The organism is Halorientalis salina (assembly GCF_005049285.1).
In the GTDB taxonomy this organism is placed as follows: Archaea; Halobacteriota; Halobacteria; order Halobacteriales; family Haloarculaceae; genus Halorientalis; species Halorientalis salina.
In genome coordinates this window covers 476160-496496 of sequence record NZ_SOSC01000001.1, presented here as the reverse complement: position 1 = coordinate 496496, position 20337 = coordinate 476160, and the positions used below count along the sequence as shown (strand labels likewise).

Genomic DNA, 20337 nt, shown 5'->3' with positions numbered 1-20337 from the left:
CTGGGATTTCGCGAACCGAAAAATAGCTTACTGCAACTCCTCGACGTGGAGCCGATAGGCTCCCCGGCGCTCGTGTTCGTCGTGGTATGCGACCGGTTCCTCGACCGCCGCAACGAACTCGTCGCCGAGCGCTGCTGCCGCGACCACGCCCTCGGTGTCAGCCGACGAGACGGGGCCGTCCGCCACGCCGAACACACAGAAACCGTGTGCGTCCGCATCGCGGTCGCGGAAGTGCTGGGCACCCGGCACGACTAACAGATCGCCGTTCGTGCCGATGCCGGTCGCGAAGCCGCCGACCGACTCGCGCCACGTCCGCTCACCGCCTGGAGTGACTCCGACTGCGGTGTGTTCGTTCGGATGCCGGGCCTCGGTCTCGCGGCCCTCTTCGGGATACGTGTTCCCGGTGACGAACGCGATGCCGGACTCGGTCGTGTGGACGTGATTCGGATACGCGTAGACCCGTTCACCGTCGACCGTCTCCGGCGTCGCGAGCGGGACGCGCCAGCACTCCCTGCCGCGGTCGTCCAGTCGATACCCATGGTAGTCGCCGTGACTCGCGAGGGCGACGCCGTCGTCGAGGAGCGACACGTCACCGACGCGGCGCTGTCCCGCCGTACCGGGGTCCCAGGTAAGTCGTTCCGTCCCGGCGTCGGCGTCGAGAACAACGAGTCCACACTGGTGGGCCCCGGGACAGCGGTTGAATGCCACTGCCAGCCGGTCGTCACGAACGTCGAGACTGATCGGCGACGCGTCCGTCTCGTACCGCCATGCGACCTCCCCGTCCGGTTCGAAGGCGTACACGAAGCTCCGGAACCGCCGTTCTCCGTCACGCCGCTCGTACCGCCGAGCGGTCACGTACCCGCGTTCGCCGTCGGTCACGATGTCCGCGACGAACGGCAGGAAAAACCGCGTCTCTTTCTGTGGGTTCCCGATGTCCTCGGCCGTCTCGTACCGCCACTGCAGTTCCCCAGTAGATCCGTCGTGACACCGAACGGCTCCGCGCGGTCCGCGCTCGCCGACGAGAATGTTTCCGTTGTGGGTACTGATCGAAACGAGACTTCCGGCACTGTCCCGACCCGGATCACACCACTGTTCGGTGAGGTCGGCGTCGAACGCGACAACCTCGCCGGCGGCCGTTCCGACCACGATCCGATCGTCGTGGATCGACACGGCGGACCGGCGACCCAGATGACGTGATCCAGTCGGGTCAACGTCACCGAGTCCGACGCGTCGCTGGCCGAGACTACTCATCGACTGGGAAGGCCTCGTGGAGGTGGTGGTGTGCCTCGCCGAATCCCTCCAGGATACTCTCGCCTTGGGTCGTCAACCGGTGGACGGCACGTTCGGCGTCCCGAACGGCGACCAGCCGACCCCGCGTGTAGTCGTAAGCGGGGTCGTCGGAATCCATCGATGCCACTTCCTCCTCGAGGTCGACGAGCGCAGCGTCGAGATGCCGTTCTATCTCCGGGAGCGTCTGCGCGTGTGCCAGGGCTTCGATCGGCCCCTCCATGCTCTCTTCGAGTTCTTTCTCCGCGTGTTCGCGGGTGCTTTCGTCTCCGATACCGAGCGCGTTCATCATGCCCAGTCGCAGGGCTTCGAGTTCGTCACAGCTCATGTTTGCAGTATATTCGTTCGTTTACAGCGTCTGATCGACGAGTTCGCTTACTATTCTATCGCGGTCGAGGTGGGACGAGACGATGCGCTCCGAGTCCTCGGTGTCGACGCCGCCGTACCACACGCCGTCGGGGTAAACGGCGACCATCGGCCCCTCGCCACAGCGGCCGAGACAGGAGGATCGAGTCACCCGAGCGTCGCACTCCTCTGAGTCCCGGACTGCCTGTCGGAGGTTCTCCAGCACGGCGGGTGCGCCGTCGGCCGCACAGGTCTGGTTCGTACAGACTGCGACGTGTTTCTCCGGCGCGTCGTGGACGTGCGGATCGTCGTCGACGTTCTCGCGGTCGGCGTGCGTCTCCTGGTGGGTCAACGCACGGAGCATCGCGCGTGCGCCACCGACGTCCTCCTCGTAGCCGTCGAGTTCGACTTTGTACTTGCAGGTGTCACAGGACATCTCGACGCTGCCGGTTCGGGCTTCCTGCCACCGGTCACCCAGCACGTCGAGCAACCGCGAATCGGTGCCGAGCGGATCGCCGCCCGCGGCGTCGACGTAGGGGTACTCGTCGTCGAACTCGGCGGCGCCGTCCCGGATGCGCTGGGTCAGGACGCCGTCCCCGAGCATGTACGGGACGACGACGACGGCGTCGGGTCGTCGTTTGGCAACGCCATGGAGCGTCTCGTCCAGCAGGGGTTCGGTGACGCCGATGAACGAGGGTTCGACGCGCTCGAACGCCCGCCCCTCGTCGAGGAGGCGCGCGAGTTTGTGTACGTCGGCGTTGGCGTCCGGGTCGCTCGAACCCCGGGCACAGAGAACGACCACGACGTCGTCGTCCTCGCGGTCGACGCCCAACTCGGCCTCGACCGTCGCCGCCCGGTCGTCGAGCAGGTCGACGAGCGCCGGGTGGATGCCGAGGTGTGCCCCGTTGTTGACCGTCAGCTCCTCGTGTTCCGTCCGCGCGCGCTGGACGGCTAGCGGCACGTCGTTTTTGACGTGGCTCGCTGCGAACAGCGACAGCGGGACGACCGTCACTTCCGAGACGGTCCCCGCGAGCCCGGAGATCGCGTCCGGGATCGTCGGCGCGGCGAGTTCGAGGAAGCCCGCGTCGACGGGCACGCCGAGCCGTTCTTCCAGGTCGGCCGCGAGTTCGCGGACCTGTTCGTTGGATTTCTCGCGTCGCGATCCGTGACCGACCAGCAGGACGGCCTCGTCGTCGAAGGGCGTCGCGCCTTCGGCTCCAGTCGTGCTCCGACTCATGCGTCCCCGTCGAGTCCCTCGGCCTGGTCGATGCTCTGGCGGAGTTTCCGTCGGCGAGAGGGCGCGAAGAGACCGCTCTCCTCGCTGCCCTCGTAGAGCCAGGAGCCCACAGCCGGGACCGCGTCGTCCTCGAGGCCGAACCAGTAGCCCCCGGAGGAGGTCTCGGCGATTTCGTGCGTCGGTGCGTCGACCGGTGCCGTCGCTAGCAACCGCTGGATGACTTCTAGAAGCTTCCGGTCGTCCGCGACGAACGAGAGGCCGACGGTTCCCGAGGACTGCTTGAAGCAGATGGTGCCACACCCCTCCAGGAGTCCACGGAGTAACTGTCGGTCGTGGTCGGCGAACGTGTCCAGACGGTAGCCGCCCGGCTGGCCGTTCCGCGGGAGGCCGAAGGCCGCCGCCGCGCGACTGGTCAGCTCGCCGAAGACCTGGACGGTGTACTGCTCTTCGCTCCGAATGAGCGACGTGTCGTGGGCGTACTCCCGTTTGCGGATGCGCTTGTCAACCTGCTCGGCCCCCGCGATGGCGGCTAACCGCCGAGCCGCGGTCTCGTCGTTCGTCCGAACGGCCACGCTGTCCTCGCCGAGGTCGCCGTCGCCGACGACCCGGCCCCAGAAGTACGCCGTCTCCGGGTGGCTCGACAGCAGGTCCTTCGGCGTCCCGGTTTCGACCGACATCACGACTCCTCCACGGTGATCGCGTCGACCGGACAGGCGGCCGCGGCCTGCTGGGCGTCGTTCAGCTTCCCGTCGCCTTCGAAGGTAACGTCGACGCTCCGGCCGTCGGTTCGGTGTTCGACGATCCCTTCGGCATCCTCGTCGATGGTGGCCGTGCCGTCGTCGGCCTCGACGAAGCGGTCGTCGCGGACGAGACACGCGAAGATGCCGTCACAGGCGTCGCGGTCGACCGTGATGGTGTACTCCGTCATGGCTCAGTAGTCGTATTTGGTCTCGTAGCCCCGCGGGGTGACCATCCGGTCGTCCCAGACGTAGGTGTCCTCGTTGCCCACGAGCAGCGTCGTCGTCATGTCCACGAGGTCGCTCTCGCCGAGTTCAGGCAGTTCCTCGAGGTCGACGATCTCGACCTGCTCGTCCTCGCGGCCGGCGGCGTGGACGACACCGACCGGCGTCTCGGGGTCGCGGTGTTCCAGCAGGATCTCACAGCACTTCTGGTAGTTGTCCCGGCGCTTCCGGCTCCACGGGTTGTAGATGGAGATGGTAAAGCCCTCCTTGGCAGCCGCGTGGAGGCGCGACTCGATGTTCGGCATGTCCGTCAGGTGGTCCGACAGCGAGATCGAGACGGTGTCGTTGACCAGCGGTGCGCCGACCCTGGCCGCACAGGACTGTGCTGCGGGGACGCCCGGGACCACGTCGAAATCGAGCATCGTCGCCGTGGCACCCTTCGACTCGATGATCTCCAGGGCCAGGCCCGCCAGGGCGTAGACGTTCGGGTCGCCGCTGCCGATGATGGCGACGTCGTTGCCCGCCAGCGCGCGGTCGATGGCCTCCTCGGTCCGGGACACCTCGCCGCACATCGGTGTGTCGTAGATGTCCTCGGCCGACTCGGTGATCTCGTCGGGCAGCAGTTCGACGTAGGTCGTGTACCCGACGATGTGCTCGGCGTTCGCCAGTGCGGTCTTCGCCCGGTCGGTCATTCCCTCCGGCTGGCCCGGTCCGAGGCCGACGGCGATTAGCTGGCCTGGTTCCGCGTCGAAGTCGTCGACCGTCGCGCCGACTTCCTCCTCGTCGCTGTCGTCGCTGGATGCACCGCATTTCGAGCTACTGGCGTCGTCCGTCGAGGATGTCGCCCCGCATTTGGATTCGCTGCTCGAATCTGTCGAGTCCGTCTCCGTGCTCGCGGTCTTGCCGCTCGCTTCCGAGGCGCTCCGCGCCTCACTTGCTCCGCATTTGCTCTCGGTGTCTGTGCTCGCGTCGGTCGTGTCGGTGGTGGTGTCGTCAGTGCTCATACTTAGAAATCGTCAACGTCACGCCCGCCGCGCGGGGTGACGAGGAACTCCCGGTGGTCGTTCTCCCATACTTCCGTCTCGTGGTTGCCGATCAGGATGGACGAGCCCATCCCGCCGACCTTCTCGTCGTGGTCGGTCACGTCGGCGAGGGTCGTGATCGTCTGCGTCTCGCCGTCGACGTTCCGCCCGGCGTCACTCCGCCCGGCGTCGTTGATTATGGCGACCGGCACGTCGTCGGCCCGCTCCTCGCGGACGACTTCGATGGCGCGCTCGTAGTCCCGCCAGCAGTTGTAGAGGACGACGACGAAGCCCGAGATCGCGGCGGCCCGGAGTTTCTCCTCGATTTCGTCCCAGCCGCGCCACTTGTCCGACAGCGAGACGGTGCAGAAATCGTTCGACAGCGGCGCACCGAGGTTCGCCGCCCCGCCCAGCGCTGCGGTCACGCCCGGAATGATTTCGATGGAAACGTCCGTCGCCTCCTCCTCTTTGGCCATCGTAAAGAGCAAGTCCGACTTGCCGTAGACGTTCGGGTCGCCCCCGGAGACGTGTGCCACGTCCTCGCCGGCCCGGACCCGCTCGAAGGCCTCGCGAGCGAGTTCGATCTGTCGCCCCATGGTCGATCGGACGAGTTCCTGCCGGGTCCCATCGGGGCGTTCGAGAAGCGTTCCGTCGTCGGTCGTCGTGGCGGCTCCCCCGTCCGTCGCAGCGTCGACGGCGGCGCTCTCCGGCGGCAAGGTCCCATCTCGCCGGAGGAACTCCTGGTAGAGGTTCGAGGCGATGACACAGTCCGCCGTCGCGATGACGTCCTTGGCCCGCTGGGTCATCGCGTGGGGTAGCCCCGGGCCGATACCGACGACGTAGAGCGTGCCGTGCTCGTCGGCAGTCGATTCCCCGGTCATCTCACCGACCCACCGCGACGGTCACCGCGTCCTCGTGACTGGTCTTCTCGACGAGCAGTTCGTGCTCGCGTCCACCCGCGATGGCGCTGGCCTCGGAGATGCCGGGCCAGCCGATGAGTTCCTTCGACTTCGAGGGCGTCGGTCCCTCGAACTCCTCTAAGGTCTCCTTCTCGAAGGCCACGACGCCCAGACCGAGTTCCTCGGCCGCAGCGAGTAGCCCTTCCTCGTCTTCCTTCCGCGTGCCCGTCGCGACGAAATCCACGTCGGCCATCTCGTACCCCGTTCCTTCGAGGGCACTTTCCCAGGCGTCGAGGAACTGCTCTTTCTTTGCGCCCGAGACACTGCCCGTCCCCAGGACGACGCCGTCGTCCTTGTTGCGCTTGAGGACCGTCACGTCGTCATTGACCATGACGGCCTTCGGGCCGTCGAGTCGCTCGACGGGGCCGAGTTCGTCGTCTAGCACCGCGAGGTTGGTTGCGACCGTCGAATCGCCGTTGACGACGTGGGCGTCCAGCGCCTTGGCCTGCTTTTCGACGCCCTGCTTGTCGGCGGCTTCCGAAGCGGTCGTCATCGCCGGGACGGCACCCATCGACGCGAGGTCGTCGGCGACCTGGTTCGCGCCGTGGTGGCCGCCCGTGATGGGTATGGCCCAGGTGAGTTCCTCGTCGACGACGACGATGGCCGGGTCCTCCCACTTGTCGTCCAGCAGCGGTGCCGTCTTCCGCATCGCGATCCCCGAGGCCATCAGCCCGACGAAACAGTCGTACTCGCCCCAGTGCTCGGCGAACACGTCGCCGTGGTACTCGATGACGTCGATGGACTCGTAGCGATCGCCGATGTCCGCGACGATCTCTTCGGCCGTGTCCATCTTTCGCTCGAAGGAGATGATCGCGATCTCCTCGGCGACCTCCCCGTCGCTGTCGGGCGTCGAACAGTGGCCGCCGCTCGATTCCTCCGCGTCCGTCTCGGTGTCGTTCGTGTCCGTGCTCATGTCAGTCGTCAGCCTCCCCTGAACCGCGATTCGCCCAGCCGTCGTAGAGATAGGATCGCTCGTAGCCCGCGCCGGTCACGGCCTCGCCGATGAGGACCAGCGCCGAGGCGCGATATCCGGCGTCTTCGACCTTCTCGCCGATGGTCTCGATCGTCCCCTCGATGATGTCCTCGTCGGGCCAGGACGCGTGGTAGACGACCGTCACCGGCGTCTCGGGATCGTGCCCGTCCTCGAGCAGGCGGTCCATCGTGTCCGCGACGGCGTGGGTCCCCAGATAGATGCAGGTCGTCACGTCGCCCATCTCGACGAACTCGCCGATGTGGTCTTCCTCGGCGTCGAGCGTCTTGCCCTGTGGGCGCGTGAACGCGACGTGGTTCGACACCTCGTTGAGGGTGAGCTGCGTCCGGAGCGTCGCGCTCGCGGCGAAGGCAGCGGTCACGCCCGGGACGAAGTAGGTCGGGACGCCCTCGTGTTCCAGGGCGTCCATCTGTTCGAGTGCGGCCCCGTAGATGGCCGGATCGCCGCTGTGGAGCCGGACGACGTTCTCGCCGTCCCGGTAGGCGTCCCGCATGAGCGGGATCAGCTCTTCTAAGTCCTTGCCGATGCTGGACACCGTCTCGGCGTCGGCGCAATACTCCTCCAGCAGTTCGCTGTTGACCAGCGACCCGGCGTGAACCACGAGGTCCGCCGCTTCGACGAGTTCCTTGCCGGCGACGGTCAACAGTTTGGGGTCCCCCGGTCCGGCACCGATGAAGGGAACCCCCTCCTGCTGGTCGCCCGCGTTGTGCTCGCGGATTCGGGGATCGCGCTCGGTCGCTCGCGCGTCTCCCTCGGCGTCGATCGCGTCCTGCGGATCAGTCATCCGAGCGCACCTCCGGGGATTCGTCGCCACAGGCGACTCCTTCTGCTCGTTCCGCCGACTGCACGTCGTCGGACACGTCGAATTTCGCGGTCGCGAGGTCCGTCTCGACGCCTTCTTTCTCCGCGTAGGCCAGCGTGTAGTAGTCCCGTTCGTCGATGTCGGTCGGGTCGTCGGTCACGAGCGTCTCGCCCTGTTCCATGAACAGCCGTCGCCCGTACACCACGTCGTATCCGGCGTCGACCAGCCCCTCGTGGGTCGCGGGCGCATCGGTTACCTTGAACAACACCATCCGGTCGGGACCGGTCGGCGACTGGCCCTTTGCGGCCTCCCGGAGTGCGAGCCCTGATCCGGCCGGAATCTCGACGCCGAGTGCGGTCGCAAAGGCCGTCACGGCGCTCACGCCGGGGACGATTTCGAGGTCCACGTCGGGATGGAACGCGTCGAGAGTCCGCCGGAGATGTCCGAACGTCGAGTAGACGTTCGGATCGCCAAGCGTGACGAACGCGGCGTCGCCGTCGCGCGCCTCGGGAGCGATCTCGGTGGCCGCCTTCTTCCAGGCCCGGCGGAGTTCGTCCTCCTCCCGGGTCATCGGGAAGTCGAGGTCGCCGATGCGTTCCTCCGGGACGTGTTCGGTCGCGACCGTCCGGGAGAGCCGTCCGGGCGAGTACACCACGTCGACCTCGCCGAGTATCCGTTTGCCACGGACGGTTACCAGGTCCGCGTCGCCCGGCCCCAGTCCGACGCCGTACAGCGTCATCGGGTGCCTCCGTCGGTCGCCACCTCGTCGGCGTTGTCGCCCACTCCGCCGACGAGCATGTACACCGGGTTGTCCGAGTCGAAACTGGTCGCGCCGGCGAGTTCGTAGCCGTGGCTCACCTGGAACTGGACGACGTCGTCCAGCAGGTCCCGCTCGCGAAAGGCTTCGGTCGCCGCGCCGGCGACCTCCAGCCGCGAGACGTTCATCACGACGCGGTCGATTCCGACCTCGACGGCGTGGTCGAGGACCGCCTCGTAGTTGCGGCTGCCACCGAGGAAGAGGGCGTCGGCGTCCTCGGGCAGTCCGTCGGGGGCCTCCGCCTCCCTGAGTTCGACGTCGGCAACTGTGTCGTTCGCGTCGAGGTTCCGTTCGGTGACGTCCAGCCGATCGGACTTCCGTTCCAGTGCGGTCACGCGACCGGCGCGCCTGGCCGCCTCGATGGTGACCGCACCGGTACAGGAACCGACTTCCACGAAGTGGTCCGTCCCGTCGAGATCCAGCTTCGAGAGCAGGACGGCCCTGACCTCCGGTTTCGTCGGTCCCGCCTTCGCATCGTGTGGGAGCGCTACACGAGACATTACGATAACACAACTTCGCTCGGCCATAAAACAATTTTGTTTGTATTAGGACAATCTAACTTGTGGCTGATCGGGGAGCGGGAGTTCGCAGGAAACTCTCGATGTATTAAGGCAAAAATACTTGAGTTGGCGGTCCGGAACACGGCCAATGGCAGAGGACGCGGGCGGGGCCGGCGAGTCGAACGTGCTCCGGAACAAGCGCGACGCGACGCGGTATCAGATACTCGTCCAGATCGCGGAACGCCAGCCGGCGGTCAGCCAGCAGGAGGTCGCCGAAGCCATCGGCATCACCTCACAGGCCGTCAGCGATTACCTCCAGGACCTGGTCAAGCAGGGTTTCGTTCAGAAGCACGGCCGCGGTCGCTACGAAGTGACCAAGGAAGGCGTCGACTGGCTCATCTCACAGACCGATCGCCTCCAGGAGTACGTCCAGCACGTCTCGACTGAGGTCATCGGCGAAGTCGAGATCGAGACGGCCCTCGCCACCGGCGACATCGAGAGCGGCCAACCGGTCTCGCTGTCGATGGTCGACGGAATCCTCACGGCGACGCCCGGCAGTGCCGGCAGTGCGACGGCCGTCGCGGTGACCTCAGCTGAGGAAGAACAGGACGTCGGCGTCACGGACTTCGAGGGCGTGCTGGATTACGAACTCGGCGACGTGACCGTCGTCTCGCTCCCGCGAGTGGACGACGGCGGGTCCGATACCGTCGCCGCGGATACCATCGCCGACTACGCTGCGGACCACGACCTGCTCGCGACCGCGGGGGTCGAGGCGCTGGCCGCCGTTCGGGCGGCCGACCTCGAACCCGACCTCCGTTTCGGGACGGCGACGGCGGTCCAGGAGGCGGCCACCCGCGGTCTCGACGTGTTGCTCGTCGCCGTCAGCACCCAACTGGCCGCCCACACCGAGAAACTCCGGGATCAGAACGTCAGTTACGAGATGGTCGACGCAGTCGAGCAGTGAGCAGGGGGTCGAGGGCAGCTTTGATGTGCTTTCGCTGGGATTGTTCGAACGATGACAGACGAAAATAACCCGGTCAGCAAGGCGTTCGATCTGCAGCGAAAGACCATCGAGCGGAGTCAGGAAGCGATGAAACAGGGCTTCGAGTTCCAGCAGCGGCTCAACGAGGCGCTGGTCCGGAGCGTCGAGGGCGGTGCCGACGCGAGCGACCGCGGGGCGGAGATGACTCGCGATGCGCTCCACAACACCCTCGACGCCATCGAGCAGATGGTTCCGGACGCCGAGGGCAACCTCGATCAGGTGCGCGACGCCATCGACGAGCAGTTCGACGCCGCGAAGGACGCCAGCGAGGAGGCGAGCGAACGCGTCGTCGAGTTCACCGAAGGGTCGGTCGGCAACGTCGAAGACGCCTCCGAGTCGTACCTGGATTCGGTCGACACCCAGCTCGACACGATGCTGGACGCACACGAGGACATCGAGGCACAGACCCTCGAGTTCATCGAACAAACCGAGACACGGATCGAGGAACTCCAGGAACAGGCCGGCGGCGAAATCGCGACCGAACAGGTCGAACAGCTCCAGGACCGGATGGAGGAACTGCGCGAACAGTTCACGACTGAGCGCGAGTGACGCAGCGAACGACAAGACCCCGAATGCTTGGGTCCTGTCCCTTTCTGTCACACCCACCGTCGTTTCTACATGGAAATCGCTGGAGACGTTACCGAGGAGATCGGTCGGACGCCGCTGGTTCGACTCGATGCGTTCGCGCCGAACCTCGTGGGCAAGGTCGAGGGGTTCAACCCGTTCTCGGTGAAGGATCGCATCGCCGAGGCGATGATCGAGCGGGGCGAACGCGAGGGCGCTATCGACGAGGGCACGACCATCGTCGAGTCGACGAGCGGTAACACCGGCATCGGCCTGGCGCTCGTCTGTGCGGCGCGCGGGTACGATCTCGTGTTGACGATGCCCGAGTCGATGAGCGGTGAGCGCCGGAAACTGCTCTCCGGGCTCGGCGCGGAGTTGCGCCTGACGCCGGCCGACGGCGGCATGGACGCGGCCATCGAGGCTGCCCACCGGCGCTGCGAGCGCGAGGACGACGCCGTGTTGCTCCAGCAGTTCGAGAACGAAGCGAACCCCCGCGTCCACCGCGAGACGACGGGAGCGGAACTGTGGGACGACACCGACGGCGAACTCGACGTGCTCGTCGCCGGCGTGGGCACCGGTGGAACGATCACCGGCATCAGCGAGTACTTCAAGGAATCACAGGACAAGAGCGAGTTCCACACCGTCGCCGTCGAGCCGGCGTCCTCACCGGTTCTCTCGGGTGGCGAGGCGGGTTCCCACGGTATCCAGGGGATCGGTGCCGGGTTCGTGCCCGACGTACTCCGAACGGAACTCATCGACGAGGTCGAAACGGTCACGGAGTCCGAGTCGCTCGACCGAGCGCGCGCACTCGCCGGCCGTGAGGGCATCGCCGTCGGCATCTCCGGTGGGGCGGCACTGGAGGCCGCAGTCCGGGTCGCACGCCGCGACGAACACGCGGACGATCTGGTCGGCGTCGTTCTCCCCGACTCCGCGGAGCGGTACCTCTCGACGACCCTGTTCGAGGACGTGTCGGTGGCCGCACGACGCCCCGAGGACGAACCCCCGAGTCCGACGCCGGACGCGGAGTAGCAACGGTGGCGGCTCACCGGTCACGCGAAACCTCGTATTCGAGTCCCGGCCGCGGTCTCGGTGGCTCCCCAACGATCACGACCCCGCGTGTTTATCCGTTGCCAGTCTGAAACGAACGGCCACATGTCTGATCGCGACACTGGCGGGACGTTGCAGGATACGAACCTCTTCATCACCGTCTCGGGCCCACCAGGCTGTGGCGTCAGCACGCTCTGTGAATCGCTCTCCGAGGCGCTCGACTGCGGATACGCGTCCGGCGGCGAGGTGTTTCGCGAGATCGCCGAGGAGCGGGGAATGAGTCTCACGCAACTCATCGCCGAGGCCGGCGAGTCAGACGAGATCGACCGGGCGCTCGACCGACGCCTCCAGACCATCGCCGAGAAGTGGGGGACCGCGAACAAGGCATTCATCCTCGAATCCAGACTCGCGGGCTGGCTCGCCGGCAACCGCGCGGATCTGAAGATCTGGCTCGACGCCCCCGAGGAGGTCCGCGTCGACCGAACCAGCGACCGCGAGGAGATGAGCGCGGAGATGCGCGTCCGCGAGGTCATCGAGGCCGACCGCTACGAGTCGTACTACGACATCGACCTCTCTGACCGGTCGATCTACGACCTCGTGATCAACACCGCCCGCTGGAGTCCCGAGAGCACGACCGAACTCGTCCTCACTGCCATCCGCGAGTACGACCCAGAGGTCGACGAGGGCGCGTTCCCGACGCCCGATCTGGAGATCTGAGTGGGCGAGAGCGCGCTCGCGCCACGAACGTGTTCGGGGTGGGATCAAGGAGGTCCGAGCGCCAATCGTTTCGTATGAAGTTCCCCTCGCTCTCGTCCTCGGACGATGTCGCCTTCGACGACTACGACGAGTTCGTCCCGGCGCACATCCCCGAACCCGGAAGCCACCTCGCCGGTCACGCGATCCTGACGGGTGAGGACCACGTCGCGTTCCACGAACTGACCCGCGATCTGTTCGACGAGCGCGGCGTCTACGACATGACGTTCGGCTACAACCTCGCCCGCCTGAACCTCGATTCGCGTCACACCGACGCCGGCTACCGGTATGCCGAGTCCGCCGACGAGTCCGGTGTGCTCGTCGCGGAATTCACGCCGACGACCGAGTTCTGCCCGCAGAGCAACACGCTCGCGAAGGGATCGTTCCGGGCCTGGAACGGCCTCTCCGACCGCCACGAGTACGACCTCGTCAGAGTTCGGGTCGACGACATGCACCACAAGGCCGGCATCATCAACGCGGAACTGGAAGACCACGAACGGCGATACGTCGAGTCAGGAACGCTGCCGGGCCCCAACGCCGGATCCGGCGGTGCCGACGCGGGCGTCCCCAACGAGGAAGGATACGACCGAGACCCGGACGCGCCGTTCTGACGCTTTTCGCCGTATGTGGTCCCTGTTACTGCCGAACCAGAAACACCGCGATACCCACGACCAGGAGGCCGATTCCCCACCACACGGAGTCGCCGGGGAGGTACGCGAGGAGGAGCGTGACGATACCCGACGTGATGAGCGACCAGCCGATAGTCGTTCGGTACGTCATGGGACCGCTCGAACCGCGAGCCGATTGGCGGTTTTGTCCGGTTTCGTCCCAGACGGTTGCCCCCAGGCGAGGCGGACTCACTTTCGCGCCCGCTGGACGAACAACCCGATCAGGAGGTACGCGTAGCCGACGGCACCGGCGAGCGCCACTGTTCGACCGGCGACGACGGCGAGGTCGACGCCGGCCAGCGCGCCACCGACTTCGACGACCAGTCCGCCGGCGAGTGAAACGAGGACTGCGGCCCCTGTCCGATCCCCCGCGAGCGGGAACCGGCCGACGGTCGGGGGATAGAACTGGAACGCGACGCCGACGATGGTCAACCCGAGAAACCCCAGCACGGCGAGTCGGTAGTGGACGACGACGAGGTCCGGGGTCGTCCCGCCGAAGGCGAAGGTGAGTCCGAGCGCGACGACCGCCAGCCCGGCGAGCGAGCCGGCGAGGACGCTGTAGAACCCCAGCCGCTCCCGGTCGCTCGCGACGAACAGCCAGCCGTAGGCGGCCGCGAAGCCGACGAGCGCGACCGTCTGGACGAGCGCCCCCACCTGCAGTAGCAGCCCCGCGGGAAGCCCGGCCGCGAGCAGGGCCGGACCGAGCGCACCCGCCGGGAGGACGACGTAGACCAGCGGTTCCGGCGGGGAGGCGACGAGAAATCGGGGCAGTAGACGGAAGCCGACGGCGAACACGAGCAGGGCGGCGGTCCCGGCTGCGAACAGATGGGATGCACGCGGGGCGTACCCGTCGACGAGCGCGGGGAGTCCGAGCGCCGGCGCGAGCGTCGCGTACGCTCCCGCCCCGAGATAGAGGAAGGCGACGGGCATGGCGGCGTTGGCGGCGCGGTCGACGGACCGGCGGTCGGCGTTGTGGTCGCCGGTCGCGGTCTCCGATCCCGTGAGGTTGTCCCGGATAGTCCAGCCGATGGTCACGAGGAAGAGCGCGATGCCGCCCGCCCACAGCACCGCGCCGACGGTTCCGACGACCGGGGGGACGACGGTGAGCGGACCGAGGGCGAGGCAGGCGGTCCCGACGATTGCCAGCGGGAGATGGACCGCCGGGGCGCGGGCGACGGCCAGTTCCCGGTCGAAGTACGACGGCACGAGCGAGTAGGCTTTCCCGAACACCATGTGCAGGACGAACCCGAGGAGTCCGAGCGTCACCGTGACCCGTCGCGGCGCTCGGAGGACGGCGGTGGCCTGCCAGATCACCAGCCAGCAGGCGCTGGCGGCGACGAACCCGCGACCCCACCGGGAGACGGTTCCGCTCGTCGTCACGGATGGGTTTCGACCGGCCGGCCGAAAAGGGTCCGGGGCGAACGTGTTCGGGACAACCGGGAGGCGACGGACGGTCGAAGGCGGACGTATGCCCAAGACGAGCATCGACGACGAGCGGGAGTATTCCGACGAGAAATTCAGCGCCCAGGGGACCTTCCGGAGCGAGCACTCGAAGGTCGTCTGTGGCTACTTCGAGCCCGATCAGTTCATCCCGGTCCACGCGCCCGACAGCGACGTGACCGTCGTGGTCCAGCAAGGGACGGGTATCGTCAGGGACGGCGACGATGAACACGACGTCGAACCCGGTGACGTGGTGAGCGTCCCCGCCGGCGTCGAGCGCGGGGTCCGTGCAGAGGGCGAACGCCTCGAAGCCGTCCTCGTCACCGCGCCGCCGCCCACCGATGCCGAACACGAACCCGTCCGGAAGGGCCTGAAGAACGAAGAGTTCGAGCCATCGAGCGAATAGCACGCACCGCTGTGAACATGTTCGGGACAAGCCGGAGGCGTAGCGGCGGCGAAGGTCCGTGTGTATGCCAGAAATAGACGTCCGGGACCTCCCGCCAAAGGAGCGTCATCCGAAGATCATGGACGCGTTCGAGTCGATGGACAGCGGCGAGACGCTGCGACTCGTCAACGACCACGAGCCCAAGCCGCTGTTCTACGAGATGCAGGCCGAAGTCGACGCGTTCGATGCCGACAACTACGAGTCCCACCAGGAGGGTGAAGACGAGTTCGTCGCCGAGTTCCCCAAGCAATAATGGCCGAAATCACACCGCTGGACGACCTGGAGCCGACACCGCACGCGAGTCCGTTCCCCGGCGAGGAGCCGAAAGTCGTCCGCCTGGCACTGGAGGCCGACGAGCGCGTCAGTCCACACCGCCATCCGGACCGACAGATCATCTGTTACGTGGTCTCGGGAGCGTTGGAGCTGGAACTCGACGACGACGTCCACGAACTCGCGGCCGGCGACGTGGCCAGGTTCGACGGCCGTCGGGATATCTCGCCGAAAGCGACTGCGGACAGCGTGGCGTTGCTCGTTCTCGCACGCCGCACGGACGAGTGATCAGTCCCCGAACAGCTCGAAGGCGACCTCGGTCGCTCGTTTCTCCTCCGAGTCGGCGGCTGTCCGGAGTCCGGTTTTCGGCGGATCGACGAGTTTCGTCGTGAGTCGGTCGGCCAGCGCCGCGACGACGACTCGCTTCTTCGGGGTGAGGTCCCCTCGTTCGTCGATCCGCGACAGTGCACGTGCGACGTGTTCGTCCCTGAGTGCGTTCGCCCGGGCGTCGATTCGGTCGATCGCTTCCTCGGCCGATCTCGGCGTCGAAGGGTCGCCGTCAGTCTCGTCGCTCGTCGACATACTTCGACTCATCATGCCCGCCAGATGACTGTGACGACCGCCGATTCGAACTCGACGGTTTCGTACTCGTACCCCCGGTCGTCGAGTTTCGGATACAGATGCTGGGGCGCGCGGTCGTTCACTTGCACGAAGACGGTGTCGTCCGACAGGTCGGTCAGCCGCTCTAGGGTCCGTTTCAACGGCTTTGGCGGCCCCAGGTCGCGAACGTCCAGTCGCTCGGTGGGCACACCGGCCGGTGCGTCGGTCGCTTCGAGCGCCGCCGTCTCGTACTCCTCGTTTTGCGGTGCCATACCCAGACGTACGGTCAGCCGATGCCCAACCCTTTTGCCGAACTTGTTCGGGCCGGAAGGCGAATATGTTCGGCGCCACCTATTGGAGACGACGCGACGAATCAGCAGGTATTCAACGATGCCACGAGCGAAACTCACAGTCAGACTTCCCCCGGCGGCATGGATCGGCGATATATCGACGGACTACCCGGAGGTAGATTTCCGGGTGCTGGCGGCCTTACCGACCGAGGAAACGGGTGTCGGGCTGGTCGAACTCACCGGTCCAGACCCCGCCTCGGCCGTCAGGGCGATCGAGGCACGCAACGCGATCCTCTCGATCGAAGTGTTGGGTCAATCACCCGACAGGACGCTGATCCAGTTCGAGACGGACGAGCCGCTGCTCCTGTTCTCGGTACAGGAGTCCGGTGTTCCGCTAGAGCCGCCGGTCAACATCAAAGACGGGCGCGCGACAGTCGAGGTGACGGCGTCACAGGACCGGCTCTCGACGTTCGGGACCCAACTGGAGCAGTTCGGCATGAGTTTCGAGGTGGAGTTCGTCCGCCGGACCGTCGACGCCACGGAGCAACTCCTGACGGACCGCCAGCGCGAATTGATTCTGTCGGCCGTGCGAGCGGGCTACTACGACACGCCGCGGGAATGTTCGCTGACCGACCTCGCCGAGCGCCTCGACATGGCGAAATCGACCGTCAGTGAGACGCTTCACCGGGCCGAGGAGACGATCATCATGGAGTTCGTGACCGAACTGGACGAGAGCCTCATCACGAAAGACGTCACATGACCACTTGCCGTCGCCTCGCCGGTCAGTCACCCGAGACGCCCTGATAGCCCTCGGGTTCGTACGGGCAGAGCGGATCGCTCGCCAGCGGATCCCCCGTGTGTGCGAACGCCCGCGACCGACTCCCGCCGCAGACGTGGCGGAACTCACACGCGCCGCACTTCCCCGAGAGGGTGTCCCGATCCCGGAGCCCCTCGAACAGGTCCGAGTTCTGGTAGACGTCGACCAGATCGTCTTTCCTGACGTTGCCCGCCGCCTTCGGCAGGAACCCCGAGGGAAAGATATCGCCCGTGTGGCTCACGAACGCGAAGCCGTCGCCGGCGACGATGCCACTGCGACGCTTCAGGCCGGCCTCGGGGCCGGCGTCCCGCTCCTGGAGTTTGACCCGTCGGTACTGCGGTGCTTCCGTCGTCTTGACGCCGAAGGGTTCCTCGTCGGCAGTCTCTGCGAGCCACGCCATCACTCTGTCGGCGCGCTCGGGGCTGATCGGGTCGAGTAGCTGTCCGCGACCGACCGGGACGAGGAAGAACACGCTCCAGAGGACCGCGCCGATCTCCGAGACCACCTCGCGGATCGCCGGGAGTTCCCCGACCGTCTCCGCACAGACGGTAGTGTTGACCTGTAGCGGGACGTTCGCGTCCCGGGCGTTCTCGGCCGCGCGCATCGTCTCGGCGAAACTGCCGTCCTCGCCGCGGAAGGCGTCGTGATGCTCCGGGTCGCCGCCGTCGATGGACAGCGCCATCCGACGGAGGCCGGCCTCGGACAGTTCCTCGATGGCGTCGCCGGTCAGCGAACTGGTGCCGCTGGGAGTGAGCGACATGCGCAGCCCAAGATCGTCGCCGTAGGCCACGAGTTCCGTCAGGTCCGGCCGCTTGCAAGGGTCACCGCCCGAGAGGACCACAAGCTGGTTCTCGTCGAATCGCGCTGCGGCGTCGAGGACGCTCTTTCCTTCCTCGGTCGTCAGTTCGTCGGGATGGCGACCGGGCTGGGCGTTCGCGCGGCAGTGTTCACACGCGAGGTCACACGCCTGGGTGACCTCCCAGATGAGGACGAACGGTCGCTCGTCGGTGTCGACGCTTCCCCGCATCTCACTGGACGTGGACGCGCGTGACGTGGCCGCCACAGCCACACTGTTCGACGTACTCGTACTCGACCGCGTCGCCGAAGGCGTCGTCGAGTTCCGGATACAGGTACGCCTCCGGGTGCCCGTGGTCGCCATGCGTGACCAGGTTCACGTGGTTCCCGGACGCGGTGTGTTCGACCGCGTCCCTGGCCTGGGCCAGTACCAGCGAGCGGTCCTCGGCGTGGGGCGGTTTCTCCAGGTTGGCCGACCAGGAGTTGTCGTGGACCGATTCCGTCACCGGCTCGACCTCGTCGTGGGATACGGTCATCACCTGTGGATACGGTGCCAGCCCTGGAAAGGACTGACCCGAACACGTTCGGCAGCCGGCACTCGCCCCCAGCGGTCGACCGGTGAACATGTTCGGGGCAACGGTTTCAGGGGTGTGACGACAACGGAGTCCTATGCAGGCCACCGCGAGCGATTCCGACACCGCGGACCGAGGAGACGAGGCCGCGGCGACACAGACGACGGTCACGGTGAACTGTACCGGTCACGTTCGGACGGAAATCGGCAAACACCGGTTCGATTTCACGTTCGCGGGGAACACGCTTCGGGAGTTCCTGACGGCCTTCTTCGAGGAGCACGATGTCTCGGACATGCTCATCGCCGAGACCGAAGCCGAGGCGACCACTCGCGGCTGGGCAACCATCGACGGCGACCTGCCCGGGGACTGGCACAAGAACCCCGAAGGTGAACAGACTCGCGCGTACGCCCGTGTCTGTGTCAACGGGCGATTCAACGAACTGCTCGACGGCTTGGACACGGAGCTAACCGACGGCGACCGCGTCGCGCTCATCTATCCGTTCATGTACTGCGTTTGAAATTCAGTTCTCACAACCTATCTGGTATAAAGAATCCGAAGGTGTTCGTAGATCGCGACGGCGCTTCTCACGGCCCGAGAACGCTTCTTACGGTATGAGAACTCTCCTCGTAGTTTATCCACTTCTCACCACAAATCAAATATGTAGAGGTGACAACCGATGTTTGAATCTTCGAGGCGGCGGATGTTACAGGCCCTCGGCATTGGCGGTGCCGCAGCACTGGCTGGGTGTTCGAACAACGAGCCACAGGAGGCGACGAATACGGGGACGGAAGCGACGACGACGTCCCAGTCCGACCAGGCGAAATCGATTGACGCCGATCAGGTGGCGGCCGACCCGACGGACCTCCCGGACCCCGTCGACTGGAACTCCCCGCGGAACCACGAGGTGACGCTGGAAGCCGAGGAGGTCACCGCCGAGATCGAGGACGGCGTGACCTTCGACTACATGACCTTCAACGGGCAGATCCCGGGCCCGATGGTCCGCGTCAGACAGGGCGACACCGTCACGTTCACCATGGAGAACTTAGAGGAGAACAACCTGCCACACAACGTCGACTTCCACGCCATCTACGGGACCGGCGGCGGGTCGGTGGCCACGACGGCCTCGCCCGGCAGCGCCAACAGCATGGAGTTCGAAGCGCAGTACCCCGGTGCGTTCATCTACCACTGCGCCGTGCCGAACCTGGACCAGCACATCAGCGCCGGGATGTTCGGGATGATTCTGGTCGAACCCGAGGGCGGGCTCCCGGAGGTCGACCGGGAGCTGTACTTCGGCCAGCACGAGCTCTACACCGACAAGGACGTCGGGACGACGGGCCACCACAACTTCGACATGGAGGCGATGAAAAACGAGGCCCCGACCTATGTGCTGCTCAACGGCGAGAAGTACGCCTACGCCGCGGCCGGTCGCGGACCCGTAGAAGTCAACAAGGGCGACCGCGTCCGGGTGTTCATGGTCGACGGCGGCCCGAACCTCTCCAGCAACTTCCATCCCATCGGGAACGTCTGGACCCGGGCCTACCGCGACGGCGGCCTCCCCGACGACGGCGAGTTCGAGGCCTACGCCGACCCGAACATCCAGACGATGAAGGTGCCGCCGGGAAGTTGTATGATCGGCGAGATGGAGACGCCGGTCCCCTCCCGGATCAAGATCGTCGACCACGCGCTGTCGCGGGTCGCCCGCCGGGGCCTCCTCGCCGAGGTCGACGTCCTCGGCTCCGAGGAGGAGTCCATCTTCGACCCCGACGCCAACGGCTCCAGCCACGAGGGACCGATCTATAACTGACTCCCCGATCGCCTCGGGTCGAACACCACCTGACGATGGCCGAGCATCGACCGTTCGTGGCCGAGGCTCGACGCGAGGCTCCGGAAGGGCCGTCTTCCACGCAGACGGTCTGTATTCCGAGTATTCAGCCGCTTCTCTCTTCCTGACACGGGCACCGTAGTTGGGGTGTAACGAGGTAGACTGTTCATAACAATTCCTCCAACTGCGTCGTATTGGGTCGTATCTCATGGCAGAATCACCCCCTCCTACCGACGAGATAGACCACGGCGCTCGGAAACGAGTCCCCAGTCCGTTGCGTCTACGAACCC

28 protein-coding genes are annotated in these 20337 nt (G+C 66.2%); 11 read left to right on the top strand and 17 right to left on the bottom strand.

Going from position 1 to position 20337, the window contains the following annotated elements:
• Window positions 1-27: 27 nt before the first annotated feature.
• The 11 genes from E2481_RS02680 to cbiT are packed head-to-tail and all read right to left on the bottom strand — an operon-like array spanning window position 28 to window position 8922.
• Window positions 28-1251 carry an outer membrane protein assembly factor BamB family protein gene (locus E2481_RS02680; protein ID WP_136715574.1) on the bottom strand — a complete coding sequence of 408 codons (1224 nt, stop codon included), beginning with the start codon at window positions 1249-1251 and terminating at the stop codon, window positions 28-30.
• The gene (locus E2481_RS02675) at window positions 1244-1615 is read right to left on the bottom strand and encodes a DUF3209 family protein (RefSeq protein WP_136715573.1); all 372 of its coding nucleotides are present in this window, start codon (window positions 1613-1615) and stop codon (window positions 1244-1246) included. Before E2481_RS02675 ends, E2481_RS02680 begins: the two co-directional genes overlap by 8 nt.
• 21 nt (window positions 1616-1636) lie before the next feature.
• A complete protein-coding gene (locus E2481_RS02670) occupies window positions 1637-2869 on the bottom strand; it encodes a CbiX/SirB N-terminal domain-containing protein (protein ID WP_136715572.1) in 1233 nt (410 codons plus the stop codon).
• A complete protein-coding gene (locus tag E2481_RS02665) occupies window positions 2866-3546 on the bottom strand; it encodes a cobalamin biosynthesis protein (protein ID WP_136715571.1) in 681 nt (226 codons plus the stop codon). The genes E2481_RS02670 and E2481_RS02665 overlap by 4 nt, the downstream gene beginning before the upstream one ends.
• On the bottom strand, window positions 3546-3797 hold the full coding sequence (locus E2481_RS02660; protein WP_136715570.1) for a ferredoxin: 252 nt from the start codon (window positions 3795-3797) through the stop codon (window positions 3546-3548). The genes E2481_RS02665 and E2481_RS02660 overlap by 1 nt, the downstream gene beginning before the upstream one ends.
• 3 nt (window positions 3798-3800) lie before the next feature.
• A complete protein-coding gene (gene cobJ / locus E2481_RS02655; RefSeq protein WP_136715569.1) occupies window positions 3801-4835 on the bottom strand; it encodes a precorrin-3B C(17)-methyltransferase in 1035 nt (344 codons plus the stop codon).
• Window positions 4836-4837: 2 nt separating this feature from the next.
• Window positions 4838-5734: a precorrin-3B C(17)-methyltransferase gene (locus tag E2481_RS02650; protein ID WP_136715568.1), complete on the bottom strand. Its 897-nt coding sequence runs from the start codon at window positions 5732-5734 to the stop codon at window positions 4838-4840.
• A 1-nt stretch (window position 5735) separates the two neighbouring features.
• Window positions 5736-6725 (bottom strand): cobalt-precorrin 5A hydrolase, encoded by a 990-nt coding sequence (gene cbiG, locus E2481_RS02645; RefSeq protein WP_136715567.1) that lies wholly within the window; start codon window positions 6723-6725, stop codon window positions 5736-5738.
• A 1-nt stretch (window position 6726) separates the two neighbouring features.
• On the bottom strand, window positions 6727-7587 hold the full coding sequence (locus E2481_RS02640; RefSeq protein WP_136715566.1) for a cobalt-precorrin-4/precorrin-4 C(11)-methyltransferase: 861 nt from the start codon (window positions 7585-7587) through the stop codon (window positions 6727-6729).
• On the bottom strand, window positions 7580-8344 hold the full coding sequence (locus tag E2481_RS02635; RefSeq protein WP_136715565.1) for a cobalt-factor II C(20)-methyltransferase: 765 nt from the start codon (window positions 8342-8344) through the stop codon (window positions 7580-7582). The genes E2481_RS02640 and E2481_RS02635 overlap by 8 nt, the downstream gene beginning before the upstream one ends.
• Entirely contained in the window at window positions 8341-8922 is a 582-nt protein-coding gene (gene cbiT, locus E2481_RS02630) for a precorrin-6Y C5,15-methyltransferase (decarboxylating) subunit CbiT (protein ID WP_136715564.1), read from the bottom strand. Before cbiT ends, E2481_RS02635 begins: the two co-directional genes overlap by 4 nt.
• A 148-nt stretch (window positions 8923-9070) precedes the next feature.
• On the opposite strand from cbiT, the gene E2481_RS02625 reads away from it, so the two are divergent.
• The 5 genes from E2481_RS02625 to E2481_RS02605 all read left to right on the top strand — a co-directional run bounded on the left by E2481_RS02625 (window position 9071) and on the right by E2481_RS02605 (window position 12939).
• Window positions 9071-9886 carry a DUF7839 domain-containing protein gene (locus E2481_RS02625; RefSeq protein WP_136715563.1) on the top strand — a complete coding sequence of 272 codons (816 nt, stop codon included), beginning with the start codon at window positions 9071-9073 and terminating at the stop codon, window positions 9884-9886.
• Between the two features lie 51 nt (window positions 9887-9937).
• Window positions 9938-10513: a hypothetical protein gene (locus E2481_RS02620; protein ID WP_136715562.1), complete on the top strand. Its 576-nt coding sequence runs from the start codon at window positions 9938-9940 to the stop codon at window positions 10511-10513.
• Between the two features lie 69 nt (window positions 10514-10582).
• A complete protein-coding gene (cysK, locus tag E2481_RS02615; protein ID WP_136715561.1) occupies window positions 10583-11557 on the top strand; it encodes a cysteine synthase A in 975 nt (324 codons plus the stop codon).
• Between the two features lie 123 nt (window positions 11558-11680).
• Window positions 11681-12292: a (d)CMP kinase gene (gene cmk, locus E2481_RS02610; protein ID WP_136715560.1), complete on the top strand. Its 612-nt coding sequence runs from the start codon at window positions 11681-11683 to the stop codon at window positions 12290-12292.
• A gap of 74 nt (window positions 12293-12366) precedes the next feature.
• Complete coding sequence (locus tag E2481_RS02605) at window positions 12367-12939, top strand: hypothetical protein (RefSeq protein WP_250137704.1); 573 nt, start codon at window positions 12367-12369, stop codon at window positions 12937-12939.
• Between the two features lie 25 nt (window positions 12940-12964).
• Here the strand turns inward: E2481_RS02605 and E2481_RS18525 are convergent, their stop codons facing one another.
• On the bottom strand, window positions 12965-13108 hold the full coding sequence (locus tag E2481_RS18525; protein WP_169302357.1) for a hypothetical protein: 144 nt from the start codon (window positions 13106-13108) through the stop codon (window positions 12965-12967).
• A gap of 77 nt (window positions 13109-13185) precedes the next feature.
• Complete coding sequence (locus tag E2481_RS02600) at window positions 13186-14376, bottom strand: hypothetical protein (RefSeq protein WP_136715558.1); 1191 nt, start codon at window positions 14374-14376, stop codon at window positions 13186-13188.
• An 88-nt stretch (window positions 14377-14464) separates the two neighbouring features.
• Between E2481_RS02600 and E2481_RS02595 the strand changes: the two genes are divergently transcribed.
• From E2481_RS02595 to E2481_RS02585, 3 genes are all read left to right on the top strand, one after another.
• Window positions 14465-14842: a cupin domain-containing protein gene (locus tag E2481_RS02595; RefSeq protein ID WP_136715557.1), complete on the top strand. Its 378-nt coding sequence runs from the start codon at window positions 14465-14467 to the stop codon at window positions 14840-14842.
• A 64-nt stretch (window positions 14843-14906) separates the two neighbouring features.
• Complete coding sequence (locus E2481_RS02590) at window positions 14907-15134, top strand: DUF2249 domain-containing protein (protein ID WP_136715556.1); 228 nt, start codon at window positions 14907-14909, stop codon at window positions 15132-15134.
• Entirely contained in the window at window positions 15134-15439 is a 306-nt protein-coding gene (locus E2481_RS02585) for a cupin domain-containing protein (protein WP_136715555.1), read from the top strand. The genes E2481_RS02590 and E2481_RS02585 overlap by 1 nt, the downstream gene beginning before the upstream one ends.
• Here E2481_RS02585 and E2481_RS02580 read toward each other — a convergent pair whose 3' ends face one another.
• Both E2481_RS02580 and E2481_RS02575 read right to left on the bottom strand, forming a co-directional pair.
• Window positions 15440-15733, bottom strand: a complete 294-nt coding sequence (locus E2481_RS02580; RefSeq protein ID WP_169302356.1) for a hypothetical protein — start codon at window positions 15731-15733, stop codon at window positions 15440-15442.
• Between the two features lie 11 nt (window positions 15734-15744).
• Window positions 15745-16023 (bottom strand): DUF2249 domain-containing protein, encoded by a 279-nt coding sequence (locus tag E2481_RS02575; RefSeq protein WP_136715553.1) that lies wholly within the window; start codon window positions 16021-16023, stop codon window positions 15745-15747.
• A gap of 118 nt (window positions 16024-16141) precedes the next feature.
• Between E2481_RS02575 and E2481_RS02570 the strand changes: the two genes are divergently transcribed.
• Entirely contained in the window at window positions 16142-16801 is a 660-nt protein-coding gene (locus tag E2481_RS02570; protein WP_136715552.1) for a helix-turn-helix domain-containing protein, read from the top strand.
• Between the two features lie 22 nt (window positions 16802-16823).
• On the opposite strand, the gene E2481_RS02565 is transcribed toward E2481_RS02570, so the two are convergent.
• Entirely contained in the window at window positions 16824-17885 is a 1062-nt protein-coding gene (locus E2481_RS02565) for a radical SAM protein (protein ID WP_136715551.1), read from the bottom strand.
• A 1-nt stretch (window position 17886) separates the two neighbouring features.
• Entirely contained in the window at window positions 17887-18189 is a 303-nt protein-coding gene (locus E2481_RS02560) for a CGCGG family putative rSAM-modified RiPP protein (protein WP_250137703.1), read from the bottom strand.
• Window positions 18190-18322: 133 nt separating this feature from the next.
• Here E2481_RS02560 and E2481_RS02555 point away from each other — a divergent pair, with 133 nt between their 5' ends.
• On the top strand, window positions 18323-18742 hold the full coding sequence (locus E2481_RS02555) for a MoaD/ThiS family protein (RefSeq protein ID WP_136715549.1): 420 nt from the start codon (window positions 18323-18325) through the stop codon (window positions 18740-18742).
• Window positions 18743-18901: 159 nt separating this feature from the next.
• Complete coding sequence (gene nirK / locus E2481_RS02550) at window positions 18902-20029, top strand: copper-containing nitrite reductase (protein ID WP_136715548.1); 1128 nt, start codon at window positions 18902-18904, stop codon at window positions 20027-20029.
• Window positions 20030-20337: the final 308 nt, after the last annotated feature.